Origin of the sequence: Halomonas sp. KG2, from assembly GCA_030440445.1 — a bacterium.
Taxonomy (GTDB): Bacteria; Pseudomonadota; Gammaproteobacteria; order Pseudomonadales; family Halomonadaceae; genus Vreelandella.
Map to the genome: position 1 here is coordinate 2,373,371 of CP098528.1, position 17,650 is coordinate 2,391,020.

General features: G+C 51.4%; 17 protein-coding genes. 8 read left to right on the forward strand and 9 right to left on the reverse strand.

Annotation, left to right across the window (positions count from 1 at the left end):
• The first annotated feature begins 217 nt into the window (after nt 1-217).
• The 3 genes from NDQ72_11145 (at nt 218) to NDQ72_11155 (ending at nt 3,103) form a co-directional block, all read left to right on the forward strand.
• On the forward strand, nt 218-511 hold the full coding sequence (locus NDQ72_11145) for a co-chaperone GroES (GenBank protein ID WKD26631.1): 294 nt from the start codon (nt 218-220) through the stop codon (nt 509-511).
• A 58-nt stretch (nt 512-569) separates the two neighbouring features.
• Nucleotides 570-2,213 carry a chaperonin GroEL gene (gene groL, locus NDQ72_11150; protein ID WKD26632.1) on the forward strand — a complete coding sequence of 548 codons (1,644 nt, stop codon included), beginning with the start codon at nt 570-572 and terminating at the stop codon, nt 2,211-2,213.
• Between the two features lie 155 nt (nt 2,214-2,368).
• Nucleotides 2,369-3,103, forward strand: coding sequence for an RNA methyltransferase (locus tag NDQ72_11155; protein ID WKD26633.1), 735 nt, complete (start codon nt 2,369-2,371; stop codon nt 3,101-3,103).
• A gap of 74 nt (nt 3,104-3,177) precedes the next feature.
• Here the strand turns inward: NDQ72_11155 and NDQ72_11160 are convergent, their stop codons facing one another.
• The 3 genes from NDQ72_11160 to NDQ72_11170 all read right to left on the reverse strand — a co-directional run bounded on the left by NDQ72_11160 (nt 3,178) and on the right by NDQ72_11170 (nt 7,371).
• Complete coding sequence (locus NDQ72_11160) at nt 3,178-4,524, reverse strand: Na+/H+ antiporter family protein (GenBank protein WKD26634.1); 1,347 nt, start codon at nt 4,522-4,524, stop codon at nt 3,178-3,180.
• A gap of 169 nt (nt 4,525-4,693) precedes the next feature.
• Complete coding sequence (locus NDQ72_11165) at nt 4,694-5,941, reverse strand: acetate/propionate family kinase (protein WKD26635.1); 1,248 nt, start codon at nt 5,939-5,941, stop codon at nt 4,694-4,696.
• A 2-nt stretch (nt 5,942-5,943) separates the two neighbouring features.
• Nucleotides 5,944-7,371 carry a bifunctional enoyl-CoA hydratase/phosphate acetyltransferase gene (locus NDQ72_11170; protein WKD26636.1) on the reverse strand — a complete coding sequence of 476 codons (1,428 nt, stop codon included), beginning with the start codon at nt 7,369-7,371 and terminating at the stop codon, nt 5,944-5,946.
• A 514-nt stretch (nt 7,372-7,885) separates the two neighbouring features.
• On the opposite strand from NDQ72_11170, the gene NDQ72_11175 reads away from it, so the two are divergent.
• From NDQ72_11175 to mntR, 4 genes are all read left to right on the forward strand, one after another.
• A complete protein-coding gene (locus NDQ72_11175; GenBank protein ID WKD26637.1) occupies nt 7,886-9,094 on the forward strand; it encodes an MFS transporter in 1,209 nt (402 codons plus the stop codon).
• A 163-nt stretch (nt 9,095-9,257) separates the two neighbouring features.
• Nucleotides 9,258-9,707, forward strand: coding sequence for a potassium channel family protein (locus NDQ72_11180; protein WKD26638.1), 450 nt, complete (start codon nt 9,258-9,260; stop codon nt 9,705-9,707).
• A 29-nt stretch (nt 9,708-9,736) separates the two neighbouring features.
• Nucleotides 9,737-11,275: a cation:proton antiporter gene (locus NDQ72_11185; GenBank protein WKD26639.1), complete on the forward strand. Its 1,539-nt coding sequence runs from the start codon at nt 9,737-9,739 to the stop codon at nt 11,273-11,275.
• A gap of 290 nt (nt 11,276-11,565) precedes the next feature.
• Nucleotides 11,566-12,042, forward strand: coding sequence for a manganese-binding transcriptional regulator MntR (gene mntR, locus NDQ72_11190; GenBank protein ID WKD26640.1), 477 nt, complete (start codon nt 11,566-11,568; stop codon nt 12,040-12,042).
• 14 nt (nt 12,043-12,056) lie between these two features.
• On the opposite strand, the gene NDQ72_11195 is transcribed toward mntR, so the two are convergent.
• Nucleotides 12,057-12,773 carry an RES family NAD+ phosphorylase gene (locus NDQ72_11195; protein ID WKD26641.1) on the reverse strand — a complete coding sequence of 239 codons (717 nt, stop codon included), beginning with the start codon at nt 12,771-12,773 and terminating at the stop codon, nt 12,057-12,059.
• A complete protein-coding gene (locus NDQ72_11200; GenBank protein WKD26642.1) occupies nt 12,767-13,165 on the reverse strand; it encodes an MbcA/ParS/Xre antitoxin family protein in 399 nt (132 codons plus the stop codon). The genes NDQ72_11195 and NDQ72_11200 overlap by 7 nt, the downstream gene beginning before the upstream one ends.
• 320 nt (nt 13,166-13,485) lie before the next feature.
• On the opposite strand from NDQ72_11200, the gene NDQ72_11205 reads away from it, so the two are divergent.
• Nucleotides 13,486-14,663 (forward strand): IS3 family transposase gene (locus NDQ72_11205; GenBank protein WKD26643.1). Its coding sequence is split into 2 segments (ribosomal slippage): nt 13,486-13,777 and nt 13,777-14,663, totalling 1,179 coding nucleotides; the frame shifts between segments, so codons are not numbered across the junction.
• Nucleotides 14,664-14,757: 94 nt separating this feature from the next.
• Here the strand turns inward: NDQ72_11205 and NDQ72_11210 are convergent.
• The 4 genes from NDQ72_11210 to NDQ72_11225 all read right to left on the reverse strand — a co-directional run bounded on the left by NDQ72_11210 (nt 14,758) and on the right by NDQ72_11225 (nt 17,632).
• Nucleotides 14,758-15,093 carry a hypothetical protein gene (locus tag NDQ72_11210; protein ID WKD26644.1) on the reverse strand — a complete coding sequence of 112 codons (336 nt, stop codon included), beginning with the start codon at nt 15,091-15,093 and terminating at the stop codon, nt 14,758-14,760.
• Between the two features lie 25 nt (nt 15,094-15,118).
• The gene (locus NDQ72_11215; GenBank protein WKD26645.1) at nt 15,119-16,111 is read right to left on the reverse strand and encodes an IS30 family transposase; all 993 of its coding nucleotides are present in this window, start codon (nt 16,109-16,111) and stop codon (nt 15,119-15,121) included.
• A gap of 130 nt (nt 16,112-16,241) precedes the next feature.
• Nucleotides 16,242-17,231 carry a GTP 3',8-cyclase MoaA gene (gene moaA, locus NDQ72_11220; protein WKD26646.1) on the reverse strand — a complete coding sequence of 330 codons (990 nt, stop codon included), beginning with the start codon at nt 17,229-17,231 and terminating at the stop codon, nt 16,242-16,244.
• Nucleotides 17,228-17,632: a putative zinc-binding protein gene (locus tag NDQ72_11225; protein ID WKD26647.1), complete on the reverse strand. Its 405-nt coding sequence runs from the start codon at nt 17,630-17,632 to the stop codon at nt 17,228-17,230. The genes moaA and NDQ72_11225 overlap by 4 nt, the downstream gene beginning before the upstream one ends.
• Nucleotides 17,633-17,650: the final 18 nt, after the last annotated feature.

Sequence of the window (17,650 nt, forward strand, 5' to 3'; positions counted from 1 at the left end):
AAGAATGTCAAAAAACCACATTTTTTTATCACTTGCCCCTTGAAAGGCTACGAGCAGCCCCCACTTTTGAGTCAGCACACAAGTTCGGCGGATGCACTAGCTTTCGCCATTAACATGAAGGTGACTTACCTTCACTTTTCGCGGGCAAGAGGCCCTCGGAAATCTCATTTAGCTAACTGCCCTTATGGGCTTTGACGATACTCAGGAGAACGTGAGCATGAATATCCGTCCTTTGCACGATCGCGTCGTTGTTCGTCGCGTGGAAGAAGAGCAGAAAACCGCTGGCGGCATCGTGCTTCCGGGCAACGCCCAGGAAAAACCCACTCGCGGTGAAGTCCTGGCGGTTGGTAATGGTCGCATTCTCGACAACGGTGACGTTCGCCCGTTGGACGTTAAAGTTGGCGACTCGGTGATTTTCAAAGACGGTTTCGGCGTTGAGAAACAGAAAATCAACGGCGAAGAAGTTCTGATCATGAGCGAAGCCGATATCTTGGCAGTCGTCGAAGGCTAAATCTCGCCTCGACTACTTACTTTTCCTTTTAAATTTCAATGTTTAGGAAATAACGAACATGGCAGCTAAGCAAGTTAAGTTCTCCGATGATGCCCGCAAACGCATGGCACGTGGCGTTGACGTTCTGGCCAACGCAGTAAAAGTTACCCTCGGTCCGAAAGGCCGTAACGTGGTACTGGACAAGTCCTTCGGCGCACCGACCGTTACTAAAGATGGTGTATCGGTTGCCAAAGAGATCGAACTGAAAGACAAGTTCGAGAACATGGGCGCTCAGATGGTTAAGGAAGTTGCTTCCAAAACGTCTGACGCTGCAGGCGACGGCACCACTACGGCAACGGTTCTGGCTCAAGCAATTGTTGCAGAAGGCTTGAAAGGCGTTACTGCGGGCATGAACCCGATGGATCTTAAGCGCGGTATCGACCAAGCGGTTAGCGCGGCTGTTAAAGAGATTCAGGCAATGTCTGTTCCTTGCACCGACACCAAGTCGATTGCTCAGGTAGGCACAATCTCTGCTAACGGCGACAAGCGCATTGGCGAGATCATCGCTGAAGCGATGGAAAAAGTTGGTAAAGAAGGCGTCATCACCGTTGATGAAGGCCGTGGCTTCGAAGACGAGCTGGAAGTTGTTGAAGGTATGCAGTTTGATCGCGGCTACCTCTCGCCCTACTTCGTTACCAACCAAGACACCATGGCTGTCGAGCTGGAAGACCCTTACATCCTGCTCGTAGACAAGAAAATCTCCAACATCCGCGAATTACTGCCGGTGCTGGAAGCGGTTGCTAAGCAAGGTAAACCGCTCGCGATTATCGCTGAAGATATCGAAGGCGAAGCGCTAGCAACGCTGGTTGTGAACAATATGCGCGGCATCGTTAAAGTTGCTGCCGCTAAAGCACCTGGCTTCGGCGATCGCCGCAAAGCGATGCTGCAGGATATCGCTATCCTGACTAACGGCACCGTGATTTCTGAAGAAGTTGGCCTAACGCTTGAGCAAGCGAACCTGGATCACCTGGGTACCGCTAAGCGCATGACGATGTCTAAAGAAAACACCACCATCATTGATGGCGCTGGCGTTGAAAATGACATCGAAGCACGCGTTAACCAGATCCGTGCTCAAATCGAAGAAACCTCTTCTGATTACGACAAAGAGAAGCTGCAAGAGCGCGTTGCCAAACTGGCAGGCGGTGTTGCTGTTATTCGCGTCGGTGCGGCTACCGAAGTAGAAATGAAAGAGAAGAAAGCTCGTGTTGAAGATGCACTGCACTCAACCCGCGCCGCAGTAGAAGAAGGCGTTGTACCTGGTGGCGGTACTGCACTGGTTCGCGTCATGGCTAAAGTACAAGGCCTGACTGGCGACAACGAAGACCAGAACCACGGTATCAACATGGCGCTGCGCGCTATGCAGTCTCCGCTGCGTCAGATTGTTACCAACGCCGGTGAAGAAGCCGCTGTTGTTATCAACAGCGTGAAAGATGGTGAAGGTAACTTCGGCTATAACGCGCAAACAGGTGAGTACGGCGACCTGTTCGAAATGGGTGTTCTGGACCCGGCTAAAGTAACCCGCACTGCACTGCAGTCCGCTGGTTCTGTTGCTGGTCTGATGATCACTACTGAGTGCATGATCGCTGACGACCCTGAAGAGCAAGATGCTGCTCCGGACATGGGTGGCATGGGCGGAATGGGTGGCATGAGCGGAATGATGTAATGCACCCCTGAGCCTATCGCTCTGACGTTTAACGTCGCTAAGAACCCCGCCATGGCGGGGTTCTTTTATTTGACAATGCCCCCTTTACCTCTAACGGTCGTTAAAATCATGCTACCATCAGCGCCTTTATCCGGCAGCTGTAGGTCTTCATTACCGTGCTCTCCAATATTCGCATCGTACTAGTGCAAACCTTCCACCCAGGCAACATTGGCGCTACCGCTCGCGCGATGAAAACCATGGGCTTATCCGAGCTCTTATTGGTTAATCCGCGCGCATTCCCAGATGACGAAGCAACTCGCATGGCAGCAGGTGCAACAGATGTGCTTGAAAATGCCCGTTGTGTAAGCAGCCTTGAAGAAGCGGTTAGTGATTGCGTACAGGTGGTGGGTGCGAGCGCAAGGCTCCGTAGCCTACCGCTGCCGCATTTCGATGAACCTGATGACATGGCGCTGCAGGTGATTGAGAACGCCGCACAAGCGCCAGTTGCACTGGTATTCGGGCGTGAGCGCTCAGGTCTCACTAACGACGAAATACGTTGCTGCACACACCAAGTCAGCATACCTGCCAACCCTGAATACGGTATTTTAAATCTATCGCAGGCCGTGCAGATTTTAGCCTATGAAGTACACCGTGCTTGGCGGAAGCGCGATGATAGTCACTTCATCTACCAACGGCCACTTGAAGCCACGCCTCCCAGCCGTGAGCAGTTTGTGCACTTCCAGGAGCACCTTGGACGTCTGATGCAGCAGAGTGGCTTTCTTACCCAGCCCCATGCCCGCACTGAAGAACAGCTTCAGGCGCTGTTCTCCCGCTCTCAGCCTAGCCGCAAGGAACTCTCCTTACTCCGCGGCCTGCTCAGCGCTTTCGAGACGCACCTACCTGGGCAATGATGATGGTTTTCGTATAATAAAGGGCAGCTCATGGCTGCCCTTCTTAGTCTGCTTGTTGGTTTGCGTGAAAAAATTTAAAGCGACATCGCTGCCAACCACCCAAAAGCAATCAGCGGTATATTGTAGTGCAGGAAGGTAGGCACCACGCTGTCCCACATATGATCATGCTGTCCATCAACATTTAGACCCGAGGTTGGCCCCAGCGTTGAATCAGACGCTGGCGAGCCAGCATCGCCCAGTGCAGCCGCGGTACCAACCAGCACAACCGTCGCCATTGGCGAGAAACCGAACTGCACCGCCAGCGGTACAAAAATCGCTGCGATAATGGGAATGGTTGAAAACGATGAGCCAATTCCCAGGGTAATAAACAAGCCTACCAGCAGCATAACAAACGCCGCTAAACCGCGGTTATCACCAAACAGTTCAAACGCACCTGTCACTAGCGACTCGATATCCCCTGTCGCCTTCATTACTTCTGCAAAGCCAGCCGCTGAAATCATGATGAAGCCGATCAACGCCATCATACGCATACCGCTGGTAAATAGATCGTCTGCTTCACGCCACTTAAAAATGCCGCCCAGCGAAAGCAAAGCAATCCCCACTAGCCCACCAATAATCATAGAGCCGGTATATAGCTGTAAACCTAACGCAGCCACAATAGCCACGCCCGACATCACCAGCCCAAATGTATGAGGCTTTGCAGGCGAGTGACCTTGGTGGGCATTAGTCGCTACTAGGTCTTTATTAGTATATTCGCGCTGCCCGCGGTAGCTGAAGAACAGTGCCACGAGTAAGCCAATGGCCATTCCTCCTACCGGAATAGCCATTGCCATCGGCACCATGCCCCGGGTAATTTCCAAGCCCAGTGACTCGCCAGCGCTATTTAAATTTGCCAGCAGAATATCATTCAAAAAGATCGCGCCAAAACCAACAGGTAGCAGCATATACGGGGCGGTTAACCCAAAGGTGAGCGCACACGCCACCGCGCGGCGGTCAAGCTGGAGGCGATTCATTACCACCAACAACGGCGGAATCAGCACCGGGATAAACGCTATATGCACCGGAATGGCGTTTTGTGATGAAATAGCCACTAAGAGCACTGCGACGAGCAAAAACACCTTTACCCGTGCTTGATGTGCCGCAGTCGCTTCTTTTCCCAACATCGTAATCAGGCGATTGGCCAGCATATCTGGAAGCCCTGAACGGGAAATAGCCACCGCAAAGGCCCCAAGCGTGGCATAAGCAAGGGCTACTTGCGCGCCTCCACCAACACCATCATTGAATGCACTGAGCGTTTCATCCAGTGACAGGCCGCCAACTAAGCCCCCAACCAGCGCGCCTACAACCAGTGCAAACACTACGGATACCCGAGCAAGCGAAAGCGCCACCATGACTAGCACAGCAAGAATTACCGCGTTCATTAAGATTCCCAGTTAGATAAGTGAGTGAGCTTACAAAAACTGGGGATTCTATCAGATCAGTGGTTTCTCGGTAGCGGTAATGACAGTAGCAATCACCACAACAATGACAACACTCAACCATCTCTACGGTCAGTGGCTCAAGTAATCTTCCTGGCATCAGGTGGCAGAATTAACACGCTGCTTGATCCGTCCTATTGAGAAGCGCTAGGCAATCACTGGCGATTACTCGCTCTTCATCGGTTGGAATGACCCAAACGCCCACACGGCTACTCGGTGAAGAGATGCAACAGGCATCACGCTTATTGGCTTTTTCATCAAGTTGCATGCCCAACCACTCACACTGCGCCACAATACGTGCACGCACCGGTGCTGCATGCTCACCAATACCGGCGGTGAATATCAATTGATCAAGCCCGCCCAGCGCGCCAGCTAAACTGGCGATTTCCCGCGCGGCGCGATAGCAGTAAAGCTCAACAGCCTCTTCGGCTTCAGGGGCATCACTTGCAAGCAGCTCGCGCATATCGCTACTTATTCCGGAGACACCGAGCAGTCCTGAACGTTTGTATAAAAGCGTTGATACGTCCTCAACACTCATTGCTTCATGACCAATTAAGTGAAGCACCAACCCTGGATCTAAAGCACCGGAGCGTGTCCCCATCGGCAATCCATCAAGCGCAGTAAAGCCCATGCTTGAGGCTACGCTGACGCCATCGCGGATAGCACACATACTGGCACCGTTACCCAAATGCGCCACCACCACCCGTGAACGGGGTGCATCATCTGGCAACACATTGGGTAGCGTGCGCTGAATATAATCGTAGGAAAGGCCGTGGAAGCCATAACGTATCACCCCCTTGGCCGTCAGTTCCCGCGGCAAAGCAAACTGCCGAGCCACCCAGGGCTGATGAGCATGAAACGCGGTATCGAAACATGCGATCTGTGGTACGTCTGGCAGACGTGCCATCAGTAGTTTGATAGGCGCAAGTCCATGGGGCTGGTGCAGCGGCGCTAAGCTTGAAAATTTTTCCAACTCGATCACGTCGTTAGCGCTTAACTTAGTCGCTTCAAAGTGGTTTTGGCCACCATGAACAACGCGATGCCCAATGGCAACCAGAGTACCTTTATCCTCACGCTGCTCAAGCCATGCCATCAACTTTGTAATGGCCTCTTCATGGTTTATTGCCGGGGTTAGCCCTAGCGCTTCCAGCGTTTGCAAACCATAGCGATGCGGGGGCTGCCCAGGTTCGCGATGCGCTAACGACACGCGACATTGCGTCGTTGCCAAGCCCGAAAAATGGCCGCTGTAGGCGACCGTCAACGCCTCCTGAGTTCCGCCGGCAGCGTCTTCATCATTGATATGATAAAGCGCAAACTTGACGCTGGAGGAACCACTATTCAGCACCAGTATTTCCTGCATGGTTATACTCCTGAAGGGCTGCCTAGTAGGCTCCGACGCTGATAGTCAGCGAGTAGTAACGCTAATGCACTGGATGCCATGCGCGTCAATGCATCATCCGCGCGGCTTGTCAGCATGATCGGTACCCTAGCGCCTACGACAACGCCCGCCCCCGTCGCATCCGCCAGGTGAGTCAGTTGCTTCATCAACATATTGGCCGCTTCAAGATCTGGCGCGAGTAGGATGTCGGCGCGCCCTGCCACTGGCGAAACAATACCTTTGGTTCTTGCCGCCGCTTCTGAGACGGCATTATCGAAAGCCAGCGGACCATCCAAGGTGCCACCACTAATCTGGCCGCGCTCAGCCATCTTACACAGGGCCGCCGCATCAATCGTAGAAGTGATTTTGGGGTTGACGGTCTCAACAGCAGAAAGGATCGCCACACGGGGATTGTCGTTACCCAATGCATGAGCTAACTCAATCGCGTTTTGAACAATATCGCGCTTTTCAGCCAGCTTAGGATAGATATTGATTGCCGCATCCGTGATCAATAAGGGTCGCGGGTAGGTTGGCACATCAAAGGCCATCACATGACTAAGGCACCGCTCGGTACGCAATCCTGTGTCACGCTTAAGCACTTCATGTAAAAGCTCATCGGTGTGTAGCGCGCCTTTCATCAACGCACCTACGTGGCCCTGACGTGCTAGTGCCACCGCTTGTTCAGCAGCCGCGTGGCTGTGGGGAACATCCACCAGTTCGAATGCACTGATATCCACCTCGGCTTTTTCGGCGGCGAGCTGTATTTTCCCTTTGGGCCCGACTAGCACAGGAATAATTAAACCTTGCGCCGCTGATTCAACCGCTCCACAAATGGCGCTTTGATCTACCGGATGAACAACGGCAGTGGGCATTGGCTCTGGATGATCGGCAGCGGTTAGAATCTCATGCAACCTGCCACGCTCGGTTAAACGCACTTTGGGCAACAACGCGCGAGGCCGTTGGATTTTTTTAATCGGTGCCAATACGCTAGCTTCACCTTCAATGACCGTATCTCCGCGTTGATTTTCGCAACGGCAAGCAAAGGTAATCCTATGACGCTGATCGTCTTTTTCGATAGCCCGCACGGATACTCGCAGTACATCCCCCAGCCTTACGGGTGCCTTAAACTGCAACGACTGTGTAAGATAGACCGTGCCCGGCCCAGGCAGCTGCGTTCCCAGCACAGTGGATATCAGCGCGCCGCCCCACATGCCATGAGCAATGACTTCCTGAAAACGACTGCCCTTAGCAAAGTCGCTGTCGACGTGTGACGGATTAATGTCACCTGACATCACAGCAAACAGTTTGATGTCCTCCATGGTCAGGCGTTTTTCTAGGTGGGCTTCATCCCCGACCGTTATTTCGTCATAGGTGCGATTTTCAATTAGATCATTAGCGTCATTGGCCGACATCAAGTGACTCCTTTAAACCACTTCCTTAAACTAGAAAACTTCCTTAATCACCCATACGTTAGAAGCGAATATGGTGGCCTGCATCTACGTAGTGGGTTAAACCCGTCAGTGATGCTCCAGCATCAGAGTCTTGATTAGCAAGGCCCGCAACAATCCCGACCTTGCCTTGCATGGAAAAAGGATTCAGCACCACTGGCCTCCTACTAATCAATTATGAAAAATGAGCCCATACCGACAAATGAAAAGGTTCATCGATATCCCCCACACTTACCTATCCTAACGTAAGCATTTTGTATGTCGTTTAAGCGTCGCTCATAAACGTGGATCACGTGTGACACAAGCTTACGACTTTAGTCAAAGCCAACTTGCTGCTTTGCAACATACTACCTAGTATGCCGCCCTCAGCTTATTACTGACACTGCTAATTCACCCGACAGTTGATAGCTTCTAAAAAAATCTGACCCGTGAGATAGTTAGTTAACGCGTTAACTAACTACATAACGAGGGACGTAAAATGGCATTGACGCGACATCGCACACTACTCCTTATCGTGCTAGCAAGCGTGGTTATTTCCACGGCAATGGGACTTCGACATGGTTTTGGGCTTTTCCTTGAGCCGATGAGCAGCGATTTCGGCTGGGGGCGCGGCGTGTTTGCCTTTGCCCTTGCGGTTCAAAACCTAATTTGGGGGCTCTCTCAGCCTTTCACCGGTGCGCTGGCTGATCGTTTCGGAGCGGCGAGAATTATTGTCATCGGGGCCATTTTATATGTGGCTGGACTGTGCTTTATGAGCCTTTCCACCAGCGCGTTAGGCATGACACTAAGCGCTGGCTTCCTCATTGGTTTAGGGCTGTCCGGCACTACATTTTCAGTAATTTTGGGCGCAGTGGGACGCGCAGTAGCCCCCGAGAAACGCAGTATGGCGATGGGTATTGTCAGTGCCGCTGGCTCTTTTGGGCAGTTTGCGATGTTACCCGGCACACTGGGGTTAATTGAGTGGCTTGGCTGGTCAGCAGCTCTTCTAGCGATGGGTGCCATTGCTGCGCTGATGATTCCCCTGGGAGCGATGCTAAAAGACCGCCCAAGCCCCAGCGCACTGGGCGATTTAAGCTTACGCGATGCACTCAATGAGGCGGTCGGCCAGAAAGGCTTTTGGCTACTGTGCCTCGGCTTTTTCGTCTGCGGCTTCCAAGTTGTCTTTATTGCTGTCCATCTACCTGGTTATTTATTCGATAACGGTTTGGCCATTCAGGTGGGCACCACTGTGTTGGCACTGGTTGGTTTGTTCAACATTGTGGGCACCTACACGGCAGGATGGATGGGAGGAATTTGGTCAAAACCACGCCTACTTAGCTGGTTATACTTAATTCGCGGCGCGATAATTACCGCTTTTGTGATGCTACCGCTGACCTCTACCAGCGCTTACTTATTTGGTATCGCCATGGGCCTACTATGGCTTTCAACCGTGCCATTAACCAACGGCATTGTGGCGTCTGTATTTGGTGTTCGCCATTTATCCATGCTCGGCGGCATTGTATTCTTATTTCACCAGTTAGGATCATTTATGGGTGTCTGGCTTGGCGGATATCTTTATGATCTCACTGGCCATTATGACACTGTCTGGAAGATTGCCATTGTGCTTTCACTGGTCGCCGCTGGTCTGCACTGGTTTATTAGCGAAAAACCACTGGCACGCAACATCGCTCCTCAGGTGGCCTCATGAAGCCACTAACAGCGTTTGCACTGTTGATAGTATTAGCAACGCTACTGCTGGGCGGAGTGGCGCTTGCCTGGTGGGGCTGGCACTCTTTAGATGGCTCGCTGCTGTTATTTGGCAGCCGCTTGTGCTGAACATTTTCTCATAGCAACGTTGGGATTCTTACTACTTGACCATTCCATACCCCGAACATTTGGTCGTCGTAATAACGACGTTCATCGCTGTCGTACTAGCGGTGCTGCTTCACTACGAATCACTATGGCTTATCTCACGGCAAATTGAACAATCACATAAGCCTCATCGCCAGCGTATCCTTGGTATGGCATTCGGTGTTTTATTGACGCACGTTGCCGAAATTTGGCTGTTTGGTATGACCGGATGGTGGCTAACGGAGCTCAACAATATTGGCGCCCTGCGAGGTTATGACAGCTTTAATCTATTAGACTATATATTCTTTTCTGCCGTCACCTATACCACAGTCGGTTATGGGGATATTTACGCAACGGGCCCCGTTCGATTCCTATACGGAACGCTGGCGTTAACAGGCTTTGTCCTGATCACTTGGTCGGCATCGTTCACCTTTATTGAAATGCAAAAACATTGGCGGGTGGGAAGATAACCAAACCACCTTTATGTTAAGGATTCAGCATGTTTGAAGTGCTTATTTTATCGTTTGCTCTTGTCTTCGGGATTATTGCCCGTCAGCTTAGCTTACCGCCCTTGGTGGGCTTTTTGGCCGCCGGGTTTGCACTCAACGCCTTCGGCCCTAGCGTTGGCCTGCCCAGCGAGGCAGGTCCCTTACTAGAACATCTTGCCCACTTAGGCGTTCTATTGCTGCTCTTTACCATTGGCCTAAAACTTAACGTGAAGAGCCTTGCTGAGCCCGTCGTGCTTGGAAGCGCATTTATACACCTAGCCATTACCTGCTTATTTTTTACGGTTGGCTTCGTCGTGTTTTTATCACTATCTATGGATAAGGCAATATTGCTTGCCATAGCCCTCTCATTTTCAAGCACCGTTCTTGCCGCTAAGGTACTTGAGGCTAAGCGAGAATTGCGCGCTCTCCATGGCCGAATTGCCATCGGCATTTTGATTATTCAAGACTTGGTCGCCATTGCAGTACTCAGCTTTTATAGTGGCCAGAGCCCCAGCCCGTGGGCACTACTGGTATTTTTACTACCACTACTTAGACCCCTTCTTTATTGGTTAATGAGCATTGCCCAACACGATGAGCTGTTGGTACTGCTAGGCGCTGTGCTAGCAATTGCTATCGGTGGAATGGGATTCGAAGCCGTCGGGTTAAGCTCAGAGGTAGGTGCCTTAGTCATGGGACTATTGCTTGCCAAACACCCGCGCGCTCAGGAGCTTTCAAAGGCGCTATGGGGCATAAAGGAAATGCTCCTAATCAGCTTTTTCTTACAAATAGGAATGGCTGGGCTACCCGACACCAATGCCTTGATTTTTGCCGGAGTTCTCGCCTTAGCACTGCCCTTAAAAGGGCTACTATTTTTTGCGCTGCTGATCGCATTCCGTATCCGGGCGCGTAACGCCTTTCTGGGAGGTTTAAGCCTAACTGCCTACAGTGAATTTGGCCTAATCGTTGCCTCTAGTATTTTAGAAGAGTGGCTGGTACCGCTCGCCATCGCTGTCGCATTATCTTTTGTCATTTCGGCACCTCTGAACCGCTTGGCTCATGGACTTTTCGACCGCTGGGAAAGGTCGTTAACACGCTTTGAGCGTGATACACGCCATCCAGATGAACAACCCGTTAACATCGGTAGTGCTACCGTATTAATACTTGGCATGGGACGCACAGGTAGTGCTGCCTACGACTTTTTTAACGACAAGGGGGTGTCAGTTGCGGGTATTGATTCTGATCCTAATAAATCGCAGCACAAACGCCACGTCTACTATGGTGATATAGAAGACGTGGGATTTTGGCATCAATTAGATATTTCAAAGCTGGTGGCAGTCACGTTGGCCACCCCAGAGCTTGAAAGTAAATTAATTGCCACTCGCGAGCTGCGTAAAGCAGGCTTTACTGGACAGCTGCTTGCGGGCATACACTTTCAGGATGAAGCAGCCCCATTGCATGAGGCCGGTGTCGACCAAACCTACTTATTAATGACCGGGGCTGGGATTGGCATCGCAGAAAAGGCATGGGAAAGCCTCCAATCGCCCTCTTAAGCGTTATCGGCAGTAGCGATCTTAGGATAGCGCCATCAGCGCCTTAACGTGCCGTGCCTAAGTGAAAACAACAGGGCCAGGAAAAAGCGGCAAGGCGCTACTAGCACAATGATTAACCAGCCATACTGCTTGATCATTATTTCTTTCTCCTGTGCTAGGATCCCAATAAGTACAGCTTTAGCTCAGCAAAAAAGCTGTATGCAAACAGTTTAGCCATGGCTAACAATTATCTAAAAAAATGCGCTACCATCACTAATTAACGTTTCCACTAACCTTGATAAATTTTGCCAATGAGTGAATACCAACAGCAACACTCTCCTACCGCATACGGCCAAGATGGAGATGCGCTACCGCCCGTGGAACAGCATGCACAGCAATATGAGACGGTGCGTAATGCCCACGAAACGGAACTGATCGAAGATTATGTCGAGTTAATCGGCGACTTATTACGCCACCGCGGAGAAGCGCGCGCAGCGGACATCGCTACTCGAATGGCCGTTAGCCAAGCTACTGTATCTAAAATGATTCGCCGCCTGAATGAATTGGGCCTAGTGACAAGCAAGCCCTATCGCTCGCTCTTCTTGACCGAAGAAGGTCAAAAAATGGCCGAAATTTCCCGGACGCGTCACGATGTAGTGTTGCATTTTTTGCGCGCCCTTGGCGTTGATGACAGTACAGCGCGTATTGATGCAGAAGGCATGGAGCATCATGTTAGTGATAAAACACTCACGATCATGCAGCGCTTCACCGAGCAACAGCGAACATAATTACCCTACTGACTTCACTTGATGGGTACCGCTGAGAGGCGATTCACTTGGGCTATTTGCCCGTTCCAGATCATCTCAATATGAGTGGTCTGGATAATATCCTGGACGAACTGCGGCGTCATTAACGCCCAGCAAGTGGCACCTGGTTGCCGAACAGAATGGTAACGCAAACCGGTACGTTGCTCTTTCCGAAGCTCTCTGCCTAACGTGCGCGCTGCTCGATAATCGTCGGCATCATAAATGGCATGGGATGGCTGAAGCGCCAAGCCATCACGACAGGCTTGTTCATTAAATAGGCACTTAAGCCCACGGAAGATAAACCGTTCAAAATGTAACGATGGTACGTTTTTCCAATAGATTTCCTGATGGTGTCTCACTTCACGGATGGCCGTTGGTAGTTCATCCGCAATGTAAAGCACACCAAAGCTGCCGTCGCTAAAGCGAGAACCTTCCGGATTAACGTGGGTAAAAGGCGCTGTCGCATAAGAGCATCCTCGGATCCCAAAGGGAATCTGGTTGTGAGGAATGAGCCCTAAATCGCCAGCCTCGTTACGCAGCCTTGGATTCGTCAGCGCCTGTAGGGCATAAAGCGCTTCAAACTCATCAAGGCTCGCAACATCGTCAAACAGCCCAATGGGAGGAAATTTACTGTTGACTAAGCGATACCCTACTACCTCTTTCGATTTACACAGGGGCAGTGAACCTTCGCTTATTCCCGCCGACTCTACCACTGTGCACCTCGTAAGCTATCAATACGCTTGAAGGTTTCATAAAGTGCTGCGAAATCCCCAGTACCAATCACCTCAAGCGGCGTACGCCCGTTAAAGTAAGGATTGTGATTTTCCATGGAGACGAACCCGTAAACATTATCAGGGTTTTCAAACAGCATTCGTAGTGCCGCATGAATATTGAGCAAATAACTGATTCGTGCCAATTGATCACTGTCTAACTTGATCTCAGCCAAATCTCCCCGCCGCGCGCGGGCATAGCTGCTGTGGGAGACGCGTAGAATAGATTCGCCCTGCTCACCTGTCGCCCGCCATTTATCCAAAATACGCACAGCGGCTTTCAAACCAGCCGCAGCGGCGGCCTTGTCCTGAATAACATTGCTGGCTGTTTGCATAAGCACCTCGCACTTTTCTGCACCTTCCTATTCATAAATACTAAATCAAAAACCTGTGTCTGCAAAGACAATATTGTACATATAATATCTACAAATACAATTTAGTTCAAAGAACCATTCACCTCAATGCGTAACCTTAGACTTATCAGGTACCTACTGATGAAGACAATTGCCTGTCTGCTATCCCCTAAAAAATATTAAGTAAAAAAAAATGCCTCGCCGAATATTAAAAAATATTCGGCGAGGCATTTATAAAAACAATACTCGACTACCTGGAATGCCCCTGAAAAAGTAGACACCTTTTTCAGAGAGAAGGTGTTATGAAATATAAGCGTAGCCCCAGGTATTCCGATGAGTTTAAACGTGAAGCCGTGCAAACGTCACTCTCTTCACCGCAGACGCAGACAACGCTTGCTGCCAAACTATGTATACATCCAAATACATTAAGTCGTTGGCGCAAGGAGTTGACCATGGATCACACATCGTCTGACAAGAAAATTGCCAATGATGGCCCTGAAAAAAGCGTTCAGGAGCTTGAAAATGAAATCAAGAGATTAAAAAAGCAGCTAAGAAGATCCCAGCTGGAGACTGAAATTTTAAAAAAGGCGGACGAGTACTTTATCAAGCACGGCAAGTAAAATTTGCTTTTATTGAGATCCATCGCCAGTTGCGGTGGCCGCTCTCAATAACTTGTGAAGTACTCGGTGTCTCTCGCTCAGGTTACTACCGATGGAAAGGTCGCCAACGGTGTCCTGGAAAAATGCAAAAGCGCCATCAAAGCATCACGTCTTTTTTGCTAGAGCGTGCCAAGAAAATGAACAGTGTGCCCGGTTATCGGAAGCTATGGATTGAAGCTCAAGATGAAGGGTACCGCTGCGGGAAGAATCAGGTTCAACGCCTCCTTCAAGAAGCAGGCTATCGTTCCTGTACCGCCTTGAAACCCGGGTATCGGCGCGCTGTGTCGACATTACCCGTTTTGCCTAACTTACTGAATCGGCGATTTTCAGTTGGCGAGCCGAACAAGGTTTGGGTCTCGGATATTACCCAGATTCGCTGTAAGGAAGGATGGCTCTATCTGGTGGCGGTCATGGACCTTGGTACCCGTCAAATCGTTGGTTATGCGCAGGGGGCAGTCAACAGTTCACAGCTGGTGTTAAACGCGCTGGAGTCAGCCTGGAAGCATTCTCAGCCGGTCGGAAAGGAATTGCTTTTTCATTCTGACCAAGGCACACAGTATCGCAGCGAAGAGGTGATGGCGTGGCTTAACGGCCGTGAGGTCACAATAAGCATGTCTCGCCGAGGAAATTGTTGGGATAATGCCTGTGCAGAAAGCTTTTTTGCCTTGCTCAAGAAGGAATGGACAAAGCCGCTAGGCACTATAGAACGAAGCGATATGGGCGATGAGGTCCGATACTATATTGATGAGTTCTATCCAAAAATGAGAAGGCACATGGCGCTAGGAGGTCTCACTCCCAGCGCCTATGCTGCGAACAGTTAAGCCCAAGTGTCTACAAAAATGGGGGCATACCACATACCAACCACTCACCACTCACCACTCACCACTCACCACTCAGCACTCACCCAACTTCACGCTAAGATCTTTCTGGCTTAGCCAAGCCGAGGAGTAGCGCCAACCTGTACGTTGCTGAATAAGATTTAAAATAATAACACAATAGATAAGCCAAAAACCTCTCTGAAAAAGTCAACTCTTTTTCTAAAAACAACTTTAGCGCTTTTATTGGGGGAAAATAGCCTTTAGCTAAAATTATAATAAAACTTCTCTTCGAATTTTTTTTCATTTTACTCAACTGCCCCCCCATCACTCGTCTTCGTTTTTTAAGAATATCCTTTACATTTGAGCGTGCAGGATGGTTAACAATAACCTCCTGAGCGTATTCAACAGGAATTCCTTTTTCGTTCGCACGCACTCCCCATTCATTGTCACCCCTGAATTCAAGCAATAAGTGCAGCACCTGCTGTGTCCAGGGCTCCTGAGTACTCCCCCAGAAACACCTGTGCCGGTGTCCGGTAACCGAGTCGCTTTCGAGGGCGGTCGTTTAGTTTCTCGACCACCTTGCGCAGCTCGGCATCGGTGACCTGGCGGAAGTCTGTTCCCTTGGGGAAGTACTGCCGTATCAAGCCATTGGTATTCTCGTTGCTCCCACGCTGGCCAGAGCAGTAGGGATCGCAAAAGTAGGTCTTTGCGGTCACCGCCTTGCCTACGGCTATGTGGCCGGCGAACTCCGAGCCGTTGTCTAGGGTGATGGTCTTCACAGCACCCCGGCGAGGCTTCAACAGCCGGATCATGGCCGCTTGCGTCAGCTCCGCTGAGACCCTGGGCAACCTCGCCGCCAGCAGATAGCCGCTACGGCGCTCTACCAGCGTCACCAGCCCCGATTGCTTATGCCCCTGAATGACGGTGTCGCCTTCCCAGTGCCCGATGACGAGCCTGGCATCGACCTCTGCCGGGCGATGCTCAATGCCCACGCGGCTGGGGATCTTGCCAAGCCCAGCGCTCTTGGCCTGAGCCCGATGCTTGCTGCGACGCTTCGGTTGGCGGAGGTGCCGCCATAGATCGCCACCTTGCGCTCTGTCATCCCAGATCAAGGAGTAGATCCACTGGTGACTGACGCCTATGCCGGCCAACGGTGCCATGAAGCCGCTGATCTGCTCCGGACTCCACTCCTCTCGCAGCCGGTCGGCAACGGCGGTGATCAGGCTGGGCAAGCGCTTCGTCCACTTCCAGGCGGTGCGGCGGCGGTGATCACTGAGGGACTGGGCCTGCTCGGGGTCGTAGCCACCAGAAGTGGCGTTACGACGCAGCTCACGGCTGACCGTGCTGCTGTGGATTCCTAGCTCTCTGCCGATTTGACGCTGGCTCACGCCCAAGTCATAGCGGGCGTGGATCTGGTATCGTTGGGTCTGGGTCAGCTGTCGGTATCCCATGCTCTGCTTCACTTTGGTCGGTGAGCCGAGAAGGGTACCGGCGCTGACCCTCCTGCCTCCACCGTGGTGTCCAAAGTGCTGCGGTTATTCTATGAATCCAGGAGTGAAAACTGCTTTCGGCGACGCTGCACTAACCGCCAGTTACATTCATAAATCGCAAAACCTGAACCTCGCCATCGGTCGTAAAGTGGTGCCGCTCAGGCTTTTTCGTCATCGCCCCCACAATGGCTGCTTTTAGGCGCTGGATCTCCCCCGGATAACGTCGCATGACGGCGCGTAAATCTACCGAGTGCTCATTGCCCAAGCAGAGGAGTAGCCGCCCTTCTGCTGTCACTCGAACACGATTACAAGCAGCACAGAAATTGTGGCTATGGGGAGAGATAAAGCCAATCCGCGACTGGCTATCCGCCATGCGATAATAACGGGATGGCCCTAGGGTGCTCTCGGTAGTGGGTAGGAGTTGGTAATGGTTTTCGATGGTCTCGCGTACCGCATCGGTGGAAAGAAAGGTTTCACCACGGTTATGCTCACTGATAGCGCCTAACGGCATCTCCTCGATAAAGCTGATATCGACTTGTTCATCCCGGGCAAAGTTCACCAAGTCGATAATTTCGTCGTCATTACGCCCCTTAAGCAATACGGCGTTGAGCTTAATCGACTGAAAACCGGCGCGACGTGCAGCACGGATACCCGCGATCACTTGGTTTAAGTCACCTGTTCGAGTTAATGCTTTAAAGCGCCCAGGCTTGAGCGAGTCAAGGCTAATATTGAGCCGATGTAGCCCGCCTTGCCGCAAAGCAGCGGCATGTTTGACCAGCCCTGAACCATTGGTGGTCATCGCTAGCTCGCGCAGGCCCTCCAATTCAGCGAGTTTTTGCACTAACGTTAGCACGCCCTGGCGTACCAGCGGCTCACCGCCAGTTAGACGGATTTTTTCCACGCCCAGCTCGACGAATGCCTGCGAAAGGGTGGCTATTTCCTCAAGGGTCAGCAATTGGGCTCGAGGCAGGAAGGTCATCTCCTCGGCCATGCAATACACACAGCGAAAGTCACAACGATCCGTTACCGATATGCGCAGGTAACGCACCGTACGGCCAAACCCATCGACTAGCGCACTCATTCTACGGGCTCCCCTTGGGAACTGGCATTAACGGGCAGCCGAGCAATGAGTTCCTTTACCTCTGCGGTCACTTCGGTGATTGTTTGCTCATCATAAAACTGACCCCGCCGCTTGCGCAGGCCGTTTTCATATAGCTTTACGTGCTCTGTGAGTATCACATCCGCGTTGGCGAGACAGTGGCTGGCACAGTGCATCTGGCACCCATCAATGGCTACGATAGGCCGCCCAGAGCGGGCAATGCGCACCAAGCCGGGCACACCACCACCGACACCGGCAATGCACGACATTTCTGCCTCTCCTGCATGGTCAAGTCGCAGGGCAACACTATTGGCAAGTTGCGCAACATCAGAACAGCCGGAACAAGCATAAATCAGTGCGCGGGGTTTGTGATGTGAAGACATACCCTCTCCTATAAAAAA

Coding starts and splice junctions, on each gene's coding strand:
- NDQ72_11145 (WKD26631.1), top strand. CDS start 218: ATGAATATCCGTCCTTTGCACGATCGCGTCGTTGTTCGTCGCGTGGAA.
- groL (WKD26632.1), top strand. CDS start 570: ATGGCAGCTAAGCAAGTTAAGTTCTCCGATGATGCCCGCAAACGCATG.
- NDQ72_11160 (WKD26634.1), bottom strand. CDS start 4,524: ATGAACGCGGTAATTCTTGCTGTGCTAGTCATGGTGGCGCTTTCGCTT.
- NDQ72_11165 (WKD26635.1), bottom strand. CDS start 5,941: ATGCAGGAAATACTGGTGCTGAATAGTGGTTCCTCCAGCGTCAAGTTT.
- NDQ72_11170 (WKD26636.1), bottom strand. CDS start 7,371: ATGTCGGCCAATGACGCTAATGATCTAATTGAAAATCGCACCTATGAC.
- NDQ72_11175 (WKD26637.1), top strand. CDS start 7,886: ATGGCATTGACGCGACATCGCACACTACTCCTTATCGTGCTAGCAAGC.
- NDQ72_11185 (WKD26639.1), top strand. CDS start 9,737: ATGTTTGAAGTGCTTATTTTATCGTTTGCTCTTGTCTTCGGGATTATT.
- mntR (WKD26640.1), top strand. CDS start 11,566: ATGAGTGAATACCAACAGCAACACTCTCCTACCGCATACGGCCAAGAT.
- NDQ72_11200 (WKD26642.1), bottom strand. CDS start 13,165: ATGCAAACAGCCAGCAATGTTATTCAGGACAAGGCCGCCGCTGCGGCT.
- NDQ72_11215 (WKD26645.1), bottom strand. CDS start 16,111: ATGGGATACCGACAGCTGACCCAGACCCAACGATACCAGATCCACGCC.
- moaA (WKD26646.1), bottom strand. CDS start 17,231: ATGAGTGCGCTAGTCGATGGGTTTGGCCGTACGGTGCGTTACCTGCGC.
- NDQ72_11225 (WKD26647.1), bottom strand. CDS start 17,632: ATGTCTTCACATCACAAACCCCGCGCACTGATTTATGCTTGTTCCGGC.